This window comes from Rhodococcus sp. I2R, from assembly GCF_020889545.1.
Taxonomy (GTDB): domain Bacteria; phylum Actinomycetota; class Actinomycetes; order Mycobacteriales; family Mycobacteriaceae; genus Rhodococcoides.
On record NZ_JAHUTG010000024.1, the window covers coordinates 42,478 to 61,851 of the forward strand.

18 protein-coding genes are annotated in these 19,374 nt (G+C 62.4%); 10 read left to right on the forward strand and 8 right to left on the reverse strand.

The annotated features are described in order from the left end of the window. The first annotated feature begins 82 nt into the window (after positions 1–82). The gene (locus tag KVY23_RS20635; RefSeq protein ID WP_230558044.1) at positions 83–889 is read left to right on the forward strand and encodes an AfsR/SARP family transcriptional regulator; all 807 of its coding nucleotides are present in this window, start codon (positions 83–85) and stop codon (positions 887–889) included. A 64-nt stretch (positions 890–953) separates the two neighbouring features. On the opposite strand, the gene KVY23_RS20640 is transcribed toward KVY23_RS20635, so the two are convergent. After that, positions 954–2,243: an FAD-dependent monooxygenase gene (locus tag KVY23_RS20640; protein ID WP_230558045.1), complete on the reverse strand. Its 1,290-nt coding sequence runs from the start codon at positions 2,241–2,243 to the stop codon at positions 954–956. 316 nt (positions 2,244–2,559) lie between these two features. Here KVY23_RS20640 and KVY23_RS20645 point away from each other — a divergent pair, with 316 nt between their 5' ends. The 4 genes from KVY23_RS20645 to KVY23_RS20660 all read left to right on the forward strand — a co-directional run bounded on the left by KVY23_RS20645 (position 2,560) and on the right by KVY23_RS20660 (position 6,750). Beyond that, positions 2,560–3,732 (forward strand): cytochrome P450, encoded by a 1,173-nt coding sequence (locus tag KVY23_RS20645; protein ID WP_230558074.1) that lies wholly within the window; start codon positions 2,560–2,562, stop codon positions 3,730–3,732. After that, positions 3,729–4,766, forward strand: coding sequence for a ketoacyl-ACP synthase III family protein (locus KVY23_RS20650; RefSeq protein WP_206511812.1), 1,038 nt, complete (start codon positions 3,729–3,731; stop codon positions 4,764–4,766). Before KVY23_RS20645 ends, KVY23_RS20650 begins: the two co-directional genes overlap by 4 nt. 2 nt (positions 4,767–4,768) lie before the next feature. After that, positions 4,769–5,425, forward strand: a complete 657-nt coding sequence (locus tag KVY23_RS20655) for a hypothetical protein (RefSeq protein WP_230558046.1) — start codon at positions 4,769–4,771, stop codon at positions 5,423–5,425. Positions 5,426–5,544: 119 nt separating this feature from the next. Continuing rightward, positions 5,545–6,750: an oxygenase MpaB family protein gene (locus KVY23_RS20660; protein WP_230558047.1), complete on the forward strand. Its 1,206-nt coding sequence runs from the start codon at positions 5,545–5,547 to the stop codon at positions 6,748–6,750. A 479-nt stretch (positions 6,751–7,229) separates the two neighbouring features. Here KVY23_RS20660 and KVY23_RS25165 read toward each other — a convergent pair whose 3' ends face one another. From KVY23_RS25165 to KVY23_RS20680, 4 genes are all read right to left on the reverse strand, one after another. Next, positions 7,230–7,904: a PLDc N-terminal domain-containing protein gene (locus KVY23_RS25165; protein WP_308071105.1), complete on the reverse strand. Its 675-nt coding sequence runs from the start codon at positions 7,902–7,904 to the stop codon at positions 7,230–7,232. Positions 7,905–7,933: 29 nt separating this feature from the next. Continuing rightward, positions 7,934–8,974, reverse strand: coding sequence for a zinc-dependent alcohol dehydrogenase family protein (locus tag KVY23_RS20670; RefSeq protein ID WP_230558048.1), 1,041 nt, complete (start codon positions 8,972–8,974; stop codon positions 7,934–7,936). 111 nt (positions 8,975–9,085) lie between these two features. Beyond that, on the reverse strand, positions 9,086–9,985 hold the full coding sequence (locus KVY23_RS20675) for an EamA family transporter (protein ID WP_230558049.1): 900 nt from the start codon (positions 9,983–9,985) through the stop codon (positions 9,086–9,088). Next, on the reverse strand, positions 9,982–10,677 hold the full coding sequence (locus tag KVY23_RS20680; protein ID WP_230558050.1) for a nitroreductase family protein: 696 nt from the start codon (positions 10,675–10,677) through the stop codon (positions 9,982–9,984). The genes KVY23_RS20675 and KVY23_RS20680 overlap by 4 nt, the downstream gene beginning before the upstream one ends. Before the next feature lie 105 nt (positions 10,678–10,782). Here KVY23_RS20680 and KVY23_RS20685 point away from each other — a divergent pair, with 105 nt between their 5' ends. Together KVY23_RS20685 and KVY23_RS20690 are read left to right on the forward strand one after the other, a co-directional pair. Continuing rightward, a complete protein-coding gene (locus KVY23_RS20685; protein WP_075837642.1) occupies positions 10,783–11,283 on the forward strand; it encodes a MarR family winged helix-turn-helix transcriptional regulator in 501 nt (166 codons plus the stop codon). 98 nt (positions 11,284–11,381) lie between these two features. Beyond that, positions 11,382–11,801: an SgcJ/EcaC family oxidoreductase gene (locus KVY23_RS20690; RefSeq protein ID WP_230558051.1), complete on the forward strand. Its 420-nt coding sequence runs from the start codon at positions 11,382–11,384 to the stop codon at positions 11,799–11,801. A gap of 47 nt (positions 11,802–11,848) precedes the next feature. On the opposite strand, the gene KVY23_RS25310 is transcribed toward KVY23_RS20690, so the two are convergent. Beyond that, entirely contained in the window at positions 11,849–12,079 is a 231-nt protein-coding gene (locus KVY23_RS25310; RefSeq protein ID WP_363324708.1) for a universal stress protein, read from the reverse strand. A 158-nt stretch (positions 12,080–12,237) separates the two neighbouring features. Between KVY23_RS25310 and KVY23_RS20695 the strand changes: the two genes are divergently transcribed. After that, complete coding sequence (locus tag KVY23_RS20695) at positions 12,238–14,109, forward strand: pyruvate kinase (RefSeq protein WP_230558052.1); 1,872 nt, start codon at positions 12,238–12,240, stop codon at positions 14,107–14,109. A gap of 21 nt (positions 14,110–14,130) precedes the next feature. On the opposite strand, the gene KVY23_RS20700 is transcribed toward KVY23_RS20695, so the two are convergent. Next, positions 14,131–15,927: a TerD family protein gene (locus KVY23_RS20700; RefSeq protein ID WP_374108751.1), complete on the reverse strand. Its 1,797-nt coding sequence runs from the start codon at positions 15,925–15,927 to the stop codon at positions 14,131–14,133. A 203-nt stretch (positions 15,928–16,130) separates the two neighbouring features. On the opposite strand from KVY23_RS20700, the gene KVY23_RS20705 reads away from it, so the two are divergent. Both KVY23_RS20705 and KVY23_RS20710 read left to right on the forward strand, forming a co-directional pair. Then, positions 16,131–17,720 (forward strand): exonuclease domain-containing protein, encoded by a 1,590-nt coding sequence (locus KVY23_RS20705; RefSeq protein WP_230558053.1) that lies wholly within the window; start codon positions 16,131–16,133, stop codon positions 17,718–17,720. A 54-nt stretch (positions 17,721–17,774) separates the two neighbouring features. After that, complete coding sequence (locus KVY23_RS20710) at positions 17,775–18,548, forward strand: potassium channel family protein (protein ID WP_230558054.1); 774 nt, start codon at positions 17,775–17,777, stop codon at positions 18,546–18,548. 139 nt (positions 18,549–18,687) lie between these two features. Here KVY23_RS20710 and KVY23_RS20715 read toward each other — a convergent pair whose 3' ends face one another. Beyond that, a complete protein-coding gene (locus KVY23_RS20715) occupies positions 18,688–19,266 on the reverse strand; it encodes an FKBP-type peptidyl-prolyl cis-trans isomerase (RefSeq protein ID WP_374108752.1) in 579 nt (192 codons plus the stop codon). Between the last annotated feature and the right edge of the window lie 108 nt (positions 19,267–19,374).

The window sequence follows — 19,374 nt, forward strand, 5'->3', positions numbered from 1 at the left end:
CGCAACGCAAACTGGTCAATGACTCAGTAAAGTAGATCCTCGGCAGGTTGAGCAGCAATCGAATGAAGGAACATCTACAAAAATGAGCGTGTCGGGGCTCGAGGGTAGAGAAATTTCGATCAGAACGTTCGGATCTCTCGAATTGCATTCACAAGATGCGGTATTCGAGATTCCCAGCGGGACAAAGCTCAGGTCGGTGTGGGCCGCCCTCGTCATCGACCCTGGTAGTACCGTCTCGATGGAAACCGTCGCAGAGATCGTGTGGGGAGCCAAACAGCCCAAACGGAGTCGAGAGTCCGTCCACGTTTACATCTCGCAGCTCCGCGCATTCCTGGACTCGTGCGGCGAGTTTCCTGGGCTCATCGAGACACGATCCGGCGGATATCGACTGGCGGTGGACAAACTCGACGTCGATTGGTGCGCGTTCGACGAAGCCATGAAGACCGCCCGCCCCAAGGCTCGGGCGGGCGATCTCGACGGTGCGTGGAAGGACTTCGAGAGTGCGCTGGCGTTGTATCGCGGCCCCTTCCTTTCCGGACTGTCCGACAGCCCGCAACTGGAAGCCGCTGTCAACGAGATGAACGAGCTGTACCTGGCGTGCCTCGAGCAGCGAAACGAGGTGATGCTTGCGCGCGGAGACGTCGCGCCGTTGATCCGAGAGCTACTCAAGCTGACGAGGCAGTTCCCGGTGCGCGAGACGATGCATCGGCAACTGATGCGCGCGCTGTATCTGTCCGAGCGACAGATCGAGGCGTTGGAGGTGTACAACCGGTTGAGGCACACATTGCAGGGCGACTACGGAGTCGAACCGGGCCGCCAGGTCCGCAACGTCCACCAGTCGATTCTCGAGCGCGACTGCGACGCCATACGCGAGATGATCTTCGTCTAGCTCACGAGACGACCACGTGCGGCAATGGTGCGAGTGACTCGCGCCATTGCCGCCCGTTGTCGTTTCAGACCGAAGAGGTCTCCCCTGCGCGCCGGGCTGCCAGCCGGTCGACGGCGTGCCTGGTCACATTGTCGGAGTTCAGCAGGCTGTAGTAGATGGATCCCCAGATCCGCTTCTTGAGAAAGGCGGAGTTCCCGATTGCCCTGTAGATCGACCGGCGTCCGAACTCGCCGACCACGCCGCGCTGCGCGAACGCCATCTCCTGTCGCATCTGAAGTGACCGAGCGATTTCGACGGAGGGCTCGCGAATTTCCTGAAGCCGCCTGCATGCATCGTCGACAGAGATATCGGTCGGGTGGGTGAGGGCCGCAGGCAGAAGATCTGCCAGCACCACGCCGTCGAGAATCGCATGGTTGACGCCCTGGGCCAGCACCGGCGACAGAGTGTGCGCTGCGTCGCCGATCGCAACGAGACCAGGTGTGGACCAGCGTGGCGTGTAGCTGGTGAAGATGTCGAGCACCGACGTATCTCGCCACGATCCGACCTGTTCGGCCACGGTATCGGCGAGCTCGGGTACCAGCTTGCCGATCTTGGCGTGCAGAGCAGACAATCCGGATGCGCGGATCTCGCGGAGTCCGCCCGGTGGGATATTGACACCCAGACGGACCAGGTCGGGCACGGTCGGGATGCACATCACGTGTGAATCGGCCTTCATATGAACCTGGTAGCAGGACCTATCCCATGTATCCGGCGCCGTCACCTTGACCCACAGGAAATCCCGCTGCATCGGTTTGCGCCGCGAGGGCAGAGACGCCATCGCCGCGGTCGTGCCGTACCGCCCGTCTGCGGCGACCACCACCCGCGAACGCACCTCGTGTATCGCGCCATCACGGCGGTACCGAACGCCACTGATGCGGCCTGCGGTTCGGACGAGTTCGCTGACGGTGGCGCTGCGAACCAACCGGAGTCTGTTGTGATCGGCGGCTGCCACCATCGCGTCGAGCAGTACGTCCTGGGGAACTTCCGTGGGGAGCTCTGAATCAGCTCGCAGTTCCTCGAATCGCAGGGACAGAACCGGGTTGCCCGAATCGACTATTCTGAGGCCATCCACGCTCATGTGCGACGCCGCCGGCAGTTGGTCGAATACGCCCAGTGAGCGCAGCGTGAAGACGGAATCGGGTGAGATCGATTCGCCTCGAAAGGACCTCGAGGACGTGGCCGAGCTTTCCAGAACGGTGACGTCCACGCCGTTGATCGACAGCGCGAGTCCGAGCACCATACCGGCAGGCCCGCCTCCGACCACCAGGACATCGGTGACGATTGTTTCGCCTTCGTTCGGATTGTATTCGCCCACGATTGCGGCTCCCTGGTTCCTGGTTCGAATGTCTTTTTCGACCGTAACAAGACTCGAATTCATTTAAATTGCAAAGCAATTGCATTCCGCCAAAGGAACGCTTAAGTCCGCCCTGAAGTCCGTTGACCGCCTCGCCGACAGCCGCATAGCCTTCGACGGATCGCTTCCCACACTCGAAAGGCTGCTACCGCAGATGCAGAACGGAAACGACGGCGCACGTTGCCCTTACTCATACCCCTTCGAGCGCCCCTCCTCGATGGAGATCGCGCCCGAATACAACTCCATACAAACGGGCGAAGCGGTCGCGGTCGTGAGCATGCCTTCCGGCGACTCCGCATTTCTCGTCACGCGGTACGAAGACGTCAAGACAGTCCTCGGTGATCGACGCTTCTCACGCGCCGCGACGTTGACCGAGGGTGCACCGCGCCTCGGTCCGGTGCCTCAGAATTTTCCGACGCTGCTCAACATGGACCCGCCCGATCACTCGCGCGTCCGCAAGATGATCAGCGGCACCTTTACAGCTCGCCGCGTCAACACGCTGATTCCGTATATCGAACAACACGTCGATTCGTTCCTCACCGACATGATCAAGGCCGGTCCCGACGCCGATCTCATCGAGTCTTTCGCGGCGCGGCTGCCGGTCCAGATCATCTGCGAGTTGCTCGGTGTACCGATGTCCGACCGGGCGCAGTTCGGGGCATGGTCGCGGGCGTTCCTTGCCACGACGAGCAAGGAGTACACACCCGAGCAGGTCAAGGAAGCCCAGGTTGCGCTGTTCACATACCTCAACCAGCTGATCGAGACCAAGAAGGCCGACCCGCAGGGCGACATTCTGTCCGATCTCGCCGTGCAGAATGCGGCAGACCCCAAGATCTCCGACCTCGAGCTCGTATTCCTGGGCGTCACCCTTCTCGTTGCCGGCCACGAGACAACGGTCAACATGATCGGCAACGGCATCTTCGCGCTACTGCTCGAGCCCGCCAAGCTGGAAGAACTCCGGGCCCATCCCGAACTGATCGATACAGCGATCGAGGAGCTCCTCCGCCTGTTCGGACCCGGTACCGAAGGCCTGCTGCGGATCGCAACCGAGGACGTAGAACTGTCCGGGGTGCTCATCCCGGCCGGCAGCGGTGTGCTGCCGAGTCTCGTCGCGGCAAACCGGGACGAGGACAAGTTCGAGGATGCACAGAGTTGCGCACTCGGCCGAGACGAAGCGCAGCACCTCTCTTTCAGTCACGGGCCGCACTTTTGTATCGGCGCCTCTTTGGCTCGGGCGGAACTGAGAATCTCCTTCAACGAGATTCTGCGGCGTCTCCCCGGCCTCGCACTGGCCGTCGACCCGGCCGAGGTACCACGCCCGGAAGGCCTGCTCGTCAACGGCGTCTCGCGCCTCCCGATCACCTGGGATGCCGAGGCTGCACGCGCATTGCACGACTCCGAAACCGCAGCACTGTTGGACACACTCACCCTGCAGGAGCAGACTCGATGAAGGTCACCGACACGTACATCACCGGCACCGGCCACTGGTTGCCCGAGACCGTCACCAGCCAGTGGGCTGTCGAAGCGGGCTTGTACTCGCAAGAAGACCGCGACGCCGACGGGTTCATCGGCGCGTGCGTCGAGAAAGAACTCGCTCCCCCGCAGATGGCGGTGAATGCTGCACGCGATGCGATCGAGGGCGCTGGCATCGACCGGGCCGACATTTCCGTCGTTTTCCACAGCAGCATCTGGTTCCAGGGCGTCGACATGTGGCCGTCCGCATCTTATGTCGCTGCACATGCCGCACATTCGGGCGCAAGAGCTTTCGACCTGCAGCAGCAGTGCAATGTCGGCCTCGGAGGAATGGAGCTCGCTTCGCAGCTGCTCACCGCCATTCCTGGCGGAAACATCCTGATGACAACTGCGGATCGTTTCGGAGGCGATCGCATCGACCGCTGGAAGACCGAAAACGGAGTTGTCTACGGCGATGGCGCGGGCGCAATCGTGCTCAGTCGCAACCCCGGTGCCTTCCGTGTCCTTTCGACCTTCACACAGGCCGAAAACGATCTCGAAAAGGTCGTCCGTGGACCGGAATTCCGAGACAACCCCGAATCCGGAACCATCGACATCACGTCGCGGTTCGCTCACTTCATCGGAACCGGGGGAATGCGGGAAGCCGCCGGCCGTCTCGTCAACGCTGTCAAGAACTCGGTGGCAGGTGCGCTCGCGGATGCGGAATGCGAAATCGGCGAGATGGCGAGCGTCGTCATTCCCGCAGTGGGACGCACCAAGCTCGATTGGCAGTTGCAGGAACTCATCCCCGTCGATCTCGACCGCACCAACTGGAGCTTCGCCAGCACGACCGGACACCTGGGCTCCGGCGATCAGTTCGTCGGCTTGAGCGCGTTGCAGTCCGGCGGAACGCTGCAGTCCGGCGACAAAGTCCTTCTCGTGGGCGGCGGTGCCGGATTCACCTGCACAAGCGTCGTTCTGGAGTACAGCGACACCAATTTCGGTACCGCACCCTCGACCGAGGAGAAGTAGCTGTGACGTCAGCAAAGGCAGGCAGTGCGCTGTGGGCGTTCGCCGCCATCATGTTCCTCGCATACCCGATCCTGCGTCCCTACTCGTCCGAGGTGGGGATGGAGGGAGCCGAGGCATTCGGGGAGACCAGTTGGGTCATCGCTCACGTGTGCGCGATGTTGGGCTTCATCGCCATCGCGCTGGCAATGCGTAGCCTCGAACAGCTCGTCGGCCCGAGCGCCGGGGCGTCCGCAGCGAGTGTTGCCGTCGTCGTGACTTGGATCGGTGTGGGGTTGACGCTCGCCTACTACGGCGCAGAAGCGTTCGCGCTCAACGCGCTCGGCACCAAGGCGGTGTCCGACGCGGATCCCGCAATCATGGAACTGGCCGATCCGATCAGGAACGGCGCAGTGCAGATCTCGATGTTCGGAATCGGCCTGCTGCTCGTCCTGATCGGCGGCGTCTACGCGGCACTCGCTGTTCGCAGCTCGGACATCCTGCCGTCTTGGTCTGGGTTGCCGCTGGCCGCTGGTCTGATCTTGTTCGCGCCACAGTTCTTCGCACCTCCGGCAGTACGCATCGCACACGGGGTACTCATGTTCGTGGGTTGCCTCATCCTTGCGTGGGCTTTCTGGAAAGCACGAACCCTGCGTACGGACCTGGTGACCTCTGCCGCGTAGGACGATCTGCTGACACGATGCTCGCCGATCGGACGGTTTCGTTCGATCGGCGAGCATCGTGCTGTTTCGGTCACCCACACGGGTTGACAACGGTCGTTGTCAGAACGAAGCTGAACAGTGTGACCACCGAAGCAGCACCGACCCGCTACATGCGTGACCGCGCACATTCAGCGCGAATCAGCGCGCCCCTGCGCCCGTTCGCGTGGCCCGCACCGGATGCGACGGAAGACGAAGCCACGCACTTGCGTCGCGCTCTCCTCGAACGCGACGAACCGAGCGCGGCCCTGGTCCGGGCAATCCGTGAGGACCGAACCGTGACCCTCGCGCAGTTTCGACTCGCACTGCACGAAGGTATCGACGCGGTGGTCGACGCCCCGGCCGAACTTCGCGACTACTTCAGGATGCTCGAGGACACTCCCGCCTGGGTCGACCGAGACAAGATCGCACTCGGTGGGCGCGCATTGCGTCGAGCCAGGTCCGATGTCGGCGACGTTCTGGCGTACGGATCCCTGCTCGGCGGGTACAACAATTCGGGTCCACTCCCGATCTTGACAGGCACGGGCCGACTGACCGGGGCCCGGACAGCTCGACGGATTGCCGAAACCGGCACCTGGTGGAACGGATGCGTCGCCGACGGCGGGTTGGACCGGTTCGGCGAAGGTTTCACGCTGTCCGTCCACGTGCGTCTGATGCACGCGTTCGTCGACTACCACTACGAGTACGAAACCGACTGGGACAGCAGCGATCGAGGGCTTCCCATCAATCAGTTCGATCAAGCGGGCACGCTGGGACTGTTCTCGATCACGTTCCTGCTGCATACCCGAATTCTCGGTGTCCGCTACACCTGGGAAGAAGCCGATGCAGTCCTGCATCTGTGGTGCTATGTGGGCTGGTTGATGGGCGTCGATCCACGATGGCTGCCGTTCGAGCAGCGGGCGGGCCTACGCATGATGTATCACATCGGCGCCTCCGCTCCGGCAGCCGACGAACACAGTCACGTCCTGTCGAAAGCGCTGGTCGAAGTGCCGCTGCACACCAAGTTTTCCCGGTTCGACAAGCTCCGACGACGATACGAGTACGAGCGTGGGTTGTCCTTGGCCACGACACTTCTCGGTCCAGCGGCGGTAAGAGCACTCGAGGTACCTGTCCGACCACCGTGGTACCCGGTGGGCCGAGTCGTCGTCAATACCGTCAAACACCGTGTCATCGGCCGATTTCCGGCGGGCAAGCGGTATCTGCAACGGCTCGGCGAGCGGCAGTTGACGGAGAATGCGCTGCGCCTGCTCGATGGTGAGCACGCGGAGGTTCCGCCGATAACCGGGTAGTACCGGCGAGCATCGCCGAGACGGAAAGAGTCGTTCGACGCCGCTCGCAGTGACAATGGGCCGTGTTTCTCCACTGTCGTGTAGCGCAAAATTCGAGGTGTGAACGCAGAGACTTCGACATTGACTGTAGGCCTGGAAGAGGTGGGGGCGCGTCGTTGGTGGGCTGCGCTCCTGGCGACTGTGGCGTCACAGTCGGGAAACGCATACATGCGATTCGTCGGTGTAGTGGACGGGGAGCCGAGGTACGTCGGCGATACATTTCCAGTGCCTCGAACATGGGGGACGATTCCGCCGCGCGAAGCGTGGGCTCCCGGCATGTCTTCCGCACTTGCGCAATTGCAGGAACAAATCGAAAGCGCAGGCTGGCAACTGCGCAGTAGCTCGGACCACCCGTGGTCGTGGGTATATGAACGACCTTCCCACGACCACGATTGACTCGGGTGGTGTGCGCACTCGACCAGTCTCTGCGCTCTGTTGATTCAGTCGGCGTGAATGTCGGAAGCTGGACTGCTGCCGAACTGGAGCAGGTTCGACACCTCGTCGGCATCGACTTCACGCCGGCGGCCGTCCGCGCACAATTCGACATAGAAGGCCTCGTATCCGCGGGGATCAGCACCCCGGTCCCCCGTGCTACGACGCTCGAACACGCGCGCTCGAGGCCAGTGCACCAGCACAGCAGACCGCAGGGCCGACCCCTCGGGTGCGGTGCCACCGACGGGGCCGTACTCCCCGATCACCGCAGCCTGCACGACTCCGTTCACCGATGCCGTGGTCACAGGGAATACGACAGGAGATGCGCTGTCGGCAACATCGATGGCGATCGAATGTGATTCGATCCGCGCCGGAGCATCAGGGGTTGCCGGTTGAGGTCGATCGCCCTCGGTCGGGAGTCCCGCCGACGGTGTGGGTTCTGCAGACGGTGTGGGTTCTGCAGAGCGTCTGCCGAACAGGAAGTAGGCGACGGGCCCTACGAAGTTGACGCAGATGATCAGTGCCCACATTCGCTTGTTTCCCACAACCTGATCGCGTTCGCGTCGCGCAAGATCGACCCACGCACCCCCAGCCAGCAAGAGTTGGACAACAGCGAGCACAACCAGGGCGCCCCGACGGAGCGGGCTCAGCTCTTTCCATTGATTTCGATCTCTGTGCAACATGGCTCTCCTTTTCACCGATCCACGAGCGTTCACCTACTGACAACTACCTTCAAGGCCCCTGAATCGGCGGCACCGCTGAACACGTCGTAGGCCTCCGCGAATTCGTTCATCGAGAATCGGTGGGTGATCAAACCTGCGGGGTCGAGCAAACCGTCGGACGCAAGTTTCGCCAGAGTGGGCGTCGAGAACGTGTCGACCAATCCTGTGGTGATCGTGAGATCACGGATCCAAATGTCTTCCAGGTGCAACATCACGGGAGCTCCGTGCACCCCGATATTGGCCACATGTCCGCCGGGACGTACCACTTCGACGGCCATCTCGAAGGTGGCGGGAATCCCGACGGCTTCCATGGCCACGTCGGCTCCCAACCCGTCAGTGATCGCGCGGACCGCCTCGAGGACGTCCTCGGAGCTGTTGTCGATGACGATGTCTGCCCCGAGCTTCAGGGCCGCTGCCAGTCTGCCGGGGTCTTGGTCCACGACCACGATCCGACTGGGCGAAAGCAGCTTGCTGGTCATGACGGCTGCCAGGCCTATCGGGCCCGCACCGATGATGACGACGACATCACCGGGCTGCACCCGTCCATTGAGGACACCGACCTCGTAGCCGGTCGGGAAGATATCGGCCAGCATGAGCATCTGCTCGTCGCTGAGTCCGGTGGGCACCGGGTGGGTGGAGTTGTCGGCGAAGGGAACTCGAACCAGCTCGGCTTGGGTTCCGTCGATGGTGTGTCCGAGAATCCATCCTCCTCCGCCGGTGCACTGGCCGTAGCGTTGCTCGCGACAGAACCGGCAGGAGCCGCACGAGGAGATGCAGGAAACGAGCACGCGGTCACCGACTTCGACCCGAGCTACCCCGCTACCGACTTCGACCAAGGTGCCGACGGCCTCATGGCCGAGGACTCGTCCGGGTGTCGTTTCGGGGACGTCGCCTTTCAGGATGTGCAGGTCGGTACCGCAGATCGTGACGGCGTCGACACGAACTATGGCATCTGTCGAACTCTCGATCACCGGGTCGGCGACCTCGTCCCACGATTTGCTGTCGGTCCCATGAAAAATCATCGCTCGCATTGTGTCTTCTCTCTTCGAGTCGCAGGCACTAGGTTCGAGGTTCTCGCTACGAGGCTAGGACTGCGTGCGGGACGGGAGAAGAGCATTCGGTCTGCAAGGCAAGGACCAACGTCACGTGCTCACTCTTGCTCTGCCATCTACCGCTGCGCGACGCTTCCAGATTGGTTGCGCGAGGATGACTGCGGCGATGACGACGACCGCCCCGAGCAGCTGGAGGACCGAGAGCGTCTGACCGAGAACCACATACCCCAACACTGTGGCGGCAAGCGGACTCGCGAAGGACAGGAACGAGACCGCCAGCGCAGGAAGCTTCTCGATGCCGCGGAACCACACAGCGTAGGCGAGCAACGCACCGATCACGCTGAGGTACAGGAAGCCGGAGATATTCTCGACCGTAATCGTTTTGGGAAGTCCCTCGCCGGTCAGCATGAACGGCAGGAGAACCACTCCGCCCACCGTGAGCTGCCAACCAGTGAAGGTCAGCACGCCCACGCCTTCGGGACGCCCCCATCGCTTCGTCAGCACCAATCCCGTCGCCATACTGGCTGCCCCTGCCAAACCGGCGACTACGCCGACGAAATCCAGAGCGGCGTGGGGCTGCAGGACGAGCAATCCGACGCCGAGAGCTCCGAGTACACAGGAGACGATGTGGACTGCCTGAATTCGAGCACCGAGCAGTCCTGCGCCGAGGACAAGCACGAGCATCGGTTGCACCGTCATGACCAATGCCGCGACACCGCCCGGCAAGTGATATGCAGCGACGAACAGAAAGTAGAAGAAGGCGCCGATGTTGAGAATCCCGAGAATCGCAGTTCGCCACCACCACATACCCCGCGGGAGTGCGCGCCCCACCGCGACCAGGAGCAGACCGGCGGGGAGTGCACGAACCACCGAAGCCAACAGCGGTCGGTCCGGTGGCAACAACTCCGTCGTCACGAGGTAGGTACTCCCCCATACTGCGGGAGCCAGGGCGGTGAACAACGAGTCGCGGAGAGCGCCGCCGGCCTTCATCGCAGTGGTCCCGTGTACGGAGGATCGAGACGGTCGGTTGCGGTGTCTCGGTACCGCTGATAATGGACGGAAGACGAGGTGGGTCGTCGACCGGGGTGGCGACGTTCCTCGGCGGCATAGCCGATGGGCAGCAGCAAGGCGACAGCTATGCTGTCGCGGTCGCCGATTCCGATCGCCTCTTTGACCAGCGTTTCATTCCATCCGTTCATCGGCGAACAGGCCAGTCCCAGCTCTGTGGCGGCAAGCATCGCGAAGCTCGCCGCAATCACTGCGTCTTTGACGGCGTACTCGCGTTCGAGACCGCGTTCGACGAGGTCCTCCTGAAACTCGCGACTCGACTCGGCGGAACTCGAGACGAACCGGTCGGACCAGGCTCGATTGCGGCGGGCGGAGTCGAAAATGTCGGTGTTGTCACGGCGCCATGCGTCCAATTCGGCAAGAAACACCAACACCACCGGCGCTTCACGTGGATGTGGTTGCTCGCCAGTAGCTTTCACCAACCCCGCTCTTGCCTCTGAATCACTCGCAACGACGATGGCGCGTCCCTGGTAGTTCCATGCGGACGGAGCTTCGAGTGTCAGTTCCAGTAGTTGGTCGAGCACTTCGGTGGGAATCGGATCAGGTCGGTAGTGCCGGTGACTCCGGCGTGACCTGATTGCATCGGTGACGGAGACTATCGGTGATGTGTTCATATCTCGTTTCCGAATATTTCGATGTCGAATCATTTTCCGAACGAGACGCTACGTCGGGTGCTAGCATCTGTCAAACAGTTCGATGTCGAAATATTTGGAGGTTCGTTGTCCGACGCAGTCGACTCCTTCCTGGCACAGTGGCAACTCGAGCGACCCGAGATGGACGCGTCGCCGATGGGTATCGTCGGACGACTCTCGCGTACATCGCGGCTGGTGGAACGCGAGATCCGCGAGTACTTCGCCGGTGAGGACATGGAGCCGTGGGAGTTCGACGTGCTCGCAACGCTGCGTCGCTCGGGGCCGCCGTACACCCTGACGCCGAAGGACTTGGTCGCGAGGACGATGGTCGGATCAGCAGCGATGACGAACCGCGTGGATCGACTCGTTGCGAAGGATTTGGTAAGCCGCGAGACCGATCCCAGCAATCGCCGCAGCATTCTGATCAGCTTGACCGAACAGGGCCACGGCCTTGTCGAAAGAGTGGTCGACGGCCATGTCGCCAACGCGGCTCGTGTCGTTGCCGATCTCGACCCCGGGGAGCGAATCGAACTGGACCGCCTACTGCGCAAGCTGCTGATCTCACTCGGCGACACCGGCGCGGAGTAGTCCTCCGGTCCACACGTTCGATGGCAAAGAACCCTGCAAAGGGGCTGCGCGAGTCAGTCCTTGACCTCGAGTGCACTCGAGTTTCTAGCATTCGCAGGATGACACACAGAATGGACAGCGACGTTCCGAGCCCCGCCGACGTCGAAGCAATTCGAGGAATCGTCCGAGACATTCAGGACGGATTCAACAACAACGACGCCGCGTTGATGAACGCGCATATGGCGGACGACGCCGTAGTCGTCAACGCACGCGGCGCGGTTCTCAATGGACGTCGTGCCATCGAAAAAGCCACTGAGGACAGCCTCGCCGCTGGCTACCTCCGAGACTCGACTGCGTACTACGAACTGACGGACGTCATGGCGCTTGCTACTGACGTGATTACGGCCCGCAAGAACGCATGGTCCACACGCGAGAACTCGCAGGACGGAATACCGCCAGAGATGAATGCGCTCTACATCTTCGTTCGTCGCGCCAATCGGTGGGTTGTTTGGCGCAGACAGAACACTCTGATCGCATGAGTCCGCCGCCGCAAACACGTGTTGAACCTGACTGAATTCCTTTCGGCTTACTCGTCGACGGGATCCGCGGTGGGCCGGTCTGCTCGGGCGCTGTCACCGACAACCAAGTCCGTAGGACAGATCAGGATTGGACATGGGCTGTGTCCGACGAGGCGATGAGTGGTCGACCGGTAGAGCGTTTCGGTAACGCGACCACGACCGTGGGTGCCCACAACGAGCAATTGGGCATCGACCGAACCTGCTGCCAGCGCATGCGCTCGGTTCACGCAAAGCCACACGAGAATTCACTCACTATTCATCCGACAGCGCTTCCGATCACCCAGACGGGTCGAGATCCCCTGTCCGCGTGGGTAATTTGCGAGAGATGCACCACACTCGACCGACAGACGACCAAAGACCCTAGAGCCGACACAGCGGTGCGGACACACTCGGGACTATGACGACGCACCAACAAGTAGCACTGGTCGAGCTTGCCTCGAAGCTCGACGGCCTCCGCGGTGAACTGATCGATGCCGCTGGCGGCGACGATCGGCTCGCTGCAGTGCACCCACGCAATCGGGCCAGCGCCGAGAACCTCACGCACTACATGGCGTTGCGCCGACATGACGTGCGCTTCCTGCAGGCAGATCTCGCAGCGTTGGGGTTGTCCTCACTGGGACGATCCGAGGCGCACGTCCTCGCATCCGTCGATGCGGTGCGGTCGGCGGTGGCGAGCCTGGCCGGGTTGGAGCCGCCCGAGGACGGCAGGGGCTTGGTGGACTTCGCTTCCGGCGAACGGCTACTCGAACGCAACGCGATCACGCTGCTCGGTGAGGGTCGCAACGGCCGACAAACGCGCATCATGGTGACATTGCCCAGCGAAGCGGCCACCGACGCAGCCCTCGTCGACCGGCTCGTGGCAGCCGGAACCGAAGTTGTCCGGGTGAACTGCGCACATGACGGTCCGGCTCAGTGGGCGGCGATGATCGCCAACGTGCGCACCGCGGCCCGGGCGCACGGCCGCCATGTGAAGGTCACCATGGATATCGCCGGCCCGAAACTGCGAACCGGGCCGATACTCCCAGGAGCGGCAGTGGCGCACATCAAACCTACCCGCGACGATCTGGGCCGATGTGCGACTCCAGCTCAAGTGTGGCTGACGCTGCTGAACGGACCCGACTGCCCTGACGCGGCACGCCTTCCGGTGACGGACGCGAAGTGGCTCGCCCGCCGCAAGACGGGCGAGCGGATCACTTTCCGCGACACCCGCGGATCCCAACGCAGTCTCCTGATCACCTCGGCGACGCCCGAGGGGTGCGTGGCTGACTTGGCGGATACCGCGTACGTGGAGCCCGGCACCACCCTGCACCACAATGACCACGAACACCACCATCGTCACGGCGACGATGTGGTGCAGGTGGACGCGTTGGTGCCTCGCGAGCAGAAGCTCCGGCTCCGTGTCGGCGACGACCTCCTGGTGGTGCCAGATCTCGATCCCGTCGACCCCCACGCCACCCCGGTTCGGATCGGATGCACCCTGCCTCAGGTGTTCGAGGACGCGAGAGTGGGGCATCGCGTGTTCTTCGACGACGGAAAAATCGGCGGCATCATCGAAGCCACCGGTCCGGGTGGGTTGACGGTCAAAATCACGGACGCGGCACCGCAGGGCGATTTGCTCGGCGCAGGCAAGGGCATCAATCTGCCCGACAGCCAGTTGCAGCTATCTGCGCTGACCGACGAAGACAGTGCAAACTTGCCGTTCGTGGTCGAGCATGCCGACGCCGTGAGTCTCTCGTTCGTCAGAAGCGCCGACGACGTCGCCCTGCTGCAGCGTCGGCTGACAGATCTCGGCGGCACCCATCTCGGCCTGATACTGAAAGTCGAGACCGTCGCCGGATTCGAAAACCTGCCGGAGATCTTGTTGACGGCGATGCATTGGCCGCAGGTCGGGGTGATGATCGCCCGCGGCGATCTGGCCGTGGAGGCAGGGTACGGACGCCTGGCGGAGCTACAGGAAGAGATCCTCTGGATCTGTGAGGCCGCGCATGTGCCGGTCATCTGGGCCACGCAGGTCCTCGACACGTTGGCCCGCACCGGTCACCCCTCGCGCGCCGAGGTCACCGATGCGGCGATGGCGGGTCGAGCAGAGTGCGTGATGCTCAACAAGGGGCCATTTGTCGATCACGCCGTCACCTTCCTCGACGACATCCTCGTTCGGATGGCAGAGCATCAACGCAAGAAGAATCCGCTACTGCGGCAGCTTCATTCGTGGGGTTACCCACACGACCTCGCATCCGAACCCGCCGAGGCAACGCACCTCGCGCCGTGATCGAGGTACTGGCCGAGTGCTTCACACATCGGCGGCCTCCGCCGAAGCTGCCTCCGGCGCTGAGGGCACCCAAGGCTTGAGAGGTTGCACCACATCACGGTAGAAGGCATCGACTCCATCCGTGACGCTGCCGATGAACCCGGCCGCTGATCCCGAACGCTTACTACCCATCCTGGTCGGTGATGTGAGTGTGAACCGCTCCAGTTCGCTGACACGCCCGACGGTCAACGACTTCGTATCCGCCCGAACCGTGGCCAAGTTCTCGCACGAGACTTCGCTCGCATCGGCGAACACAGCCTCGACGAGAATGTCTGCTGGAGCGGTCTTGAGCTGCTTGAGCAACCACGACGCACGTCTGAGCGCTGTACCGTCCGTCGGTGCATCGATGGTGGTGCTGCACTTGATCTTGTTGGTGCGCAGATCTGCCTCGACCATGAGATCACCGGCGGCATCCGGAATCCGCATGGTCGCGGACAGAGCGCCGGACGCCGCGAGCTGTTCGACGATGTACTCGTTCCGCGCTTGCGGGTCACCGCTGAGTTTCCTCGGCAGATGATGTTTGACCGTCACACCGAGGTCCGCGGTCATCCTCAACGCCAGATGCCTCGACAGTGAAGCCCACGTATTTGCCACCGACATCGCCTTGACATCGCTCGCCCGTAGGGTGCCTGCGGTGACCGAATCGCGCACTGCAACCCAGTGACGACCCATGTCCACGAACTCCGTCGCGCCAGACTTCGGGTGCGTCAGATACCGGACGAACTCACTTAGGATCCATGCTTGCATCGAATCTGCGAGATCGCCATGGGACAACAACATTCGCGCTTCGTGTATCACCTCGGACCACGAAATATGCCGAAGCGATACCTTGTTGAGCTTGGTCTTGTTCACCTGAACCGGAAGCTCACCTGCCGACGCCGGGATGTCGTTGGACAGGCTCAGCACGACCTCGTACTTGTGGCGTCGCGCAACATCGAGGTAGTTCTCCAGCTGATCTCTGTGCAGCTTGCCTGTGCCGGTCTTGACCTCCAGCAGCGCAGTCCATACGTGGCCTGCTCGCGAGACACGGAACACTCCGTCGGGGATCACCTTCCCCTCGCCCTTGACGAACGGCACTTCGAGGTAGCCCTCGAATGGGCCGGCGGGCGCTCCGGCGCGGGAGCAGATCGCTCGGGCGAACGGACGTACTGCCTGCATTGTGGCGATCAGCGCCGAGGTCGCCCTCTTCTCCTGTTCCTCACCGGACCCGACGCCGGAGACCGAGAACAGGCGAGCGGTCTGCCACCCCTCCCCTCCTGCGAGGGTGAACTGTGGCAGCGCGACCTTCTTGGCAACTGGTTTCTTGGTGCGAACGCCACGTTTAGGTGTTTCGACGTCGACGATCGATACATCGAGGACTTCACTGGTTGAGGTGGCGGCCTGAGCAGGCGAGACCGCTACCTCGGCCACGGCGACGTCGTCCACCGATGCCCCGGAGTCACTGTTGTCGACGTCGACACCGAAATCCTGAGCGAGCCCGGCCAGACCTGATTCCCATCCTTGACCGACCGCGCGCAGCTTCCACGCACCATTTCGTCTGTACACCTCACCGAAGACGAGCGCACGCTCGGAAGTTGCATCAGCAGTGACGAATTCGCCCAGCACCGAACCTGATTGGTCTCGAACCTGCAGGGCCAACTTGCCGAATCCGTCCAGCGTGTGGGCGTCCGAACTGCCTGCGATGACAACCTTTTCGACATCCGAAGGCAGAGAGGTCAAGTGGATCGACACCCGCTCCAGCTTACCCTCATCAGTGCTGCTGCTGCCGAGATACCGCACGGCACTTCTCGGGACGACGGACAACAATCATTCAAACGAACGAATCCCTGCCAGTAGTCGCCATCGGGACTGCCGAACCCCCTACCGTCCAGGCGGAGGACGTCTCGATACTGAACGGAGCCCCAGAAGTCTATGGCTGTCGAATTGGCGTCACAGAGCGCAATGGCGGGTACAGGTCGCCAGATCGACGAGAGCGTGGTCTGATGTTCGATTACACGACCATCGACTTCGAGACAGCCAACTCGCACCGCGGATCGCCGTGCTCGGTGGGCCTGGTACGTGTCCGTGACGGCGTCGCGATCGATGAGCGGCATTGGCTGATGCGCCCACCGGAAACCGTCGAAAACTTCTCCCGCTTCAATATTGCGCTACACGGAATTACGCCGGAGATGGTCTCATCCGCGCCGCGGTGGAAGCACATGTTGCCTGCCATCGTGGACTTCATCGGCGACGATGTAGTGGTCGCACACAATGCCGGGTTCGACATGGGCGTCCTACGCCATGCATGCGCGATCGATCAGATCGACCTACCTGACATACGTTTTCTGTGCACGATGGTGCTGTCGCGACGCGCATTGGCACTGCCCAGCTATCGCCTGCCCTTCGTGGTCGAAGCGCTCGGAGGATCAGCGGTGAAGCACCATCATGCACTGTCCGACGCGTACGGCGTCGTGGACATCGTTCGTGGACTTGCCGCCTCGAACGGATCAGGTGACCTCGCTGAACTCGCCGACTCCGTCGGAGTCGGTATCGGAACCATGACCGCCATCCGGGTGACCGGCAGCGTGGCTCGCTCCAGACGCAACGAATACCGCCTGGTTCACTCAGAGGTCGATTGTGAGCCCGACACCGACGGATACCTCTACGGTCGAGTCGTGGTGTTCACGGGCACGTTGATGTCGATGACCCGTCAAATCGCGTGGGACGCGTGCGCAAACGTCGGTGCCATACCGGGAAGATCGACCAACAAGCAGACCAACGTACTCGTGATCGGAGACATCAACCCGGCTACTCTCCGGCCAGGTTCGGAGATGACAGGCAAGGCACGCAAAGCGTTCGAACTGCAAGAGGCCGGCCAACGCATCGAAGTGATGACCGAGGTCGACTTCCTCCGATGCCTCGACGGCTCGCCACTCGAACAAGCCGAATCTCTGCTCGATCGAAGCAGCCGTCTACCTTTGAGTCGATCCCTCGCATCGTTTCGCGCACCGAACGATGCCATAGGAGCCCCAATGAACCTCCCCGCAGCCCCGTACCTACGTCCCCTGGCGGTGATCGATGAGCCGGCAGGAAGGGTCTGCATTTGGCACGTCGACGTCGGTCCGGACATCGGCTTGTCGCGGCTGTCCGGGGCGTGGGTTGTCGACCCCGAGAACACCGACACGATCCATACACTCATGAAGAACCGGCACATCGTCCGGTGCAACGGCACCGATATCGTCGAACGCGAGGGCATTTCGACGCCGGGGACAGTAGACGTCGACGCCACCGTCGACGCGGTACTGGCCGAACGAGATCAGCTGCAGGCCCGGTTCGAATCCCACGCTGCAACACGAAAGACACTCGTAGCCCCGACCTGGCCCGACATCGTGCATCCGAACGATATCGCGTCCACGGTCTCCCGCACCCGAGAGATCGAGAAACGGACCGGGGACGCGTTCCCCGTGGCGCGGGGGTTCAACGAGCTCGCCCGGGCCTGGACCCGAATCGAAAAACAGCGACTTGCGCGCCCGTTCCTGGTCGATCCTGCTGGATCCGACACGCGCCCACTACCGCTGGTACTGCACCCCTGACGAGAGCGTGACGCCCTCTCGAACCACCGTTCTCGCCCAGTAAACTGCCCGCACATGGACTATCAGCGCTGGGAGCGATCAACCGAATGGCCTCTCGCCGGAGCAGCCTTGACATTCCTGGCGATCTACACCTGGACGGTGTTGAGCCAACCCATCGGCGCTGGAGCGCGTTTCGCAGAGCACGCCATTCTTGCCATCTGGGTGTTGTTCGGCATCGACTATCTGGTGCGGCTCATCCTCGCAGAGCAGCGCACTCGCTGGTTTGCCCTGCATCTTCATGAGCTTGCGATTGTCGTTCTGCCGGTTCTACGCCCTCTCCGGCTCCTCCGGCTTCTCACGCTCGTCAGCTTCCTTCAACGCTCGATCGGTGGTGCATTGCGCGGTCGCGTGGTGACCTATGCAGTGACCGGCACTCTGCTCCTGGTCTTCGTCGCGTCTCTGGCCATGTTCGACGCCGAACGCGGTGCACCCGATGGCAACATCAAGACCTTCCCCGACGCTCTATGGTGGGCGATCGCGACCGTCACAACAGTCGGGTACGGGGACTACTCCCCCACCACGGCAGTAGGTCGAGTCGTCGCCGTCGGACTGATGGTCGCCGGGATCGCCCTACTCGGTATCGTCACGGCCACGTTGGCGTCGTGGCTGGTGCAGCGAGTCGCCGAGCAAGACGACGCGAACCAGGCAGCAACGCAGTATCAGATTGCCGAACTCACCCGCCAGATCACGGCACTCCGCGACGAACTCGCATCGCGGCCGAACCGGGCCGCCGAGGTCCGATCCCCCGGTTCGGAAGTCGACATGCCAGCCTCCCCGCCACCTCGATAGATACTGGGTTCGACGTGCGCTCGACTCCTTACGTGCCGGAGCGATTTGTCCACACCTACCGCCCAGCTGACGGCGAACTGCGGTCGAGCACCAGTCCTGACCTTGGCGGAGAGTTGAGCGATGGTCTCGGACTCCCGGACTACCCGGTGACAGCGAGGATCGAAATAGCGAATACAAGGCTGTCACCCGCCGCAATGCCTGCACGCGGTTGACCGTCGGGGTACCCGTCCGCGGAACTCATCGCCACGGCAACGGTCGACCCAACCGTTTGACCCGCGATAGCTTTCTGAAACCCGGGAACCACTCCGCCGAGAGGGAATTCGGCCGGCGCTCCTCGCTCGTAGCTGCTGTCGAACACCGACCCATCGCGCCCGTTCACACCCACGTAGCAGACGGACACCTCAGCATCGTCCCCAACGACTGGTCCATCCCCTGCTTGCAGCGTCGACACCTGAGTCTCGTCGATGCTGAATGCGGTTTCGACGTCGATCACGGGCGCCGACGACGCCGTCGAGCCGGTGACCTCGACACTCCCGGTTTGTCCCTCGAGGGTCCACTCCGGATCTGCGGAGCTCTCCGGAGCGGCGGTCGGGCAGGTGTCGAGGGCGGCTGTTTCGGTACTCGTCTCGGTCGCAGTCGCCCCAGAATCAGAACTGCAACCGGCCAAACCGAGCATCATCAGAGCCGCTCCGGCTGCAGCAACACCGGACGAGGTCATGCGATTCGTTTTCACGGTACGACGCTACCCAAAGCTGTTCTTTCGTCACACGACCCCCTCCGCACGCCGGTGGGGTACGCGCCAGTGTCCAACGGCCGGCTATGGGGG

Bases quoted from the DNA above. Each gene is read 5' to 3' on its own strand.
- KVY23_RS20670 (WP_230558048.1), bottom strand. From the start codon at position 8,974: ATGCGAGCGATGATTTTTCATGGGACCGACAGCAAATCGTGGGACGAG.
- KVY23_RS20695 (WP_230558052.1), top strand. From the start codon at position 12,238: ATGACGACGCACCAACAAGTAGCACTGGTCGAGCTTGCCTCGAAGCTC.
- KVY23_RS20710 (WP_230558054.1), top strand. From the start codon at position 17,775: ATGGACTATCAGCGCTGGGAGCGATCAACCGAATGGCCTCTCGCCGGA.
- KVY23_RS20705 (WP_230558053.1), top strand. From the start codon at position 16,131: ATGTTCGATTACACGACCATCGACTTCGAGACAGCCAACTCGCACCGC.
- KVY23_RS20645 (WP_230558074.1), top strand. From the start codon at position 2,560: ATGCCTTCCGGCGACTCCGCATTTCTCGTCACGCGGTACGAAGACGTC.
- KVY23_RS20690 (WP_230558051.1), top strand. From the start codon at position 11,382: ATGACACACAGAATGGACAGCGACGTTCCGAGCCCCGCCGACGTCGAA.
- KVY23_RS20715 (WP_374108752.1), bottom strand. From the start codon at position 19,266: ATGACCTCGTCCGGTGTTGCTGCAGCCGGAGCGGCTCTGATGATGCTC.
- KVY23_RS20675 (WP_230558049.1), bottom strand. From the start codon at position 9,985: ATGAAGGCCGGCGGCGCTCTCCGCGACTCGTTGTTCACCGCCCTGGCT.
- KVY23_RS20680 (WP_230558050.1), bottom strand. From the start codon at position 10,677: ATGAACACATCACCGATAGTCTCCGTCACCGATGCAATCAGGTCACGC.
- KVY23_RS20650 (WP_206511812.1), top strand. From the start codon at position 3,729: ATGAAGGTCACCGACACGTACATCACCGGCACCGGCCACTGGTTGCCC.
- KVY23_RS25165 (WP_308071105.1), bottom strand. From the start codon at position 7,904: ATGTTGCACAGAGATCGAAATCAATGGAAAGAGCTGAGCCCGCTCCGT.
- KVY23_RS20635 (WP_230558044.1), top strand. From the start codon at position 83: ATGAGCGTGTCGGGGCTCGAGGGTAGAGAAATTTCGATCAGAACGTTC.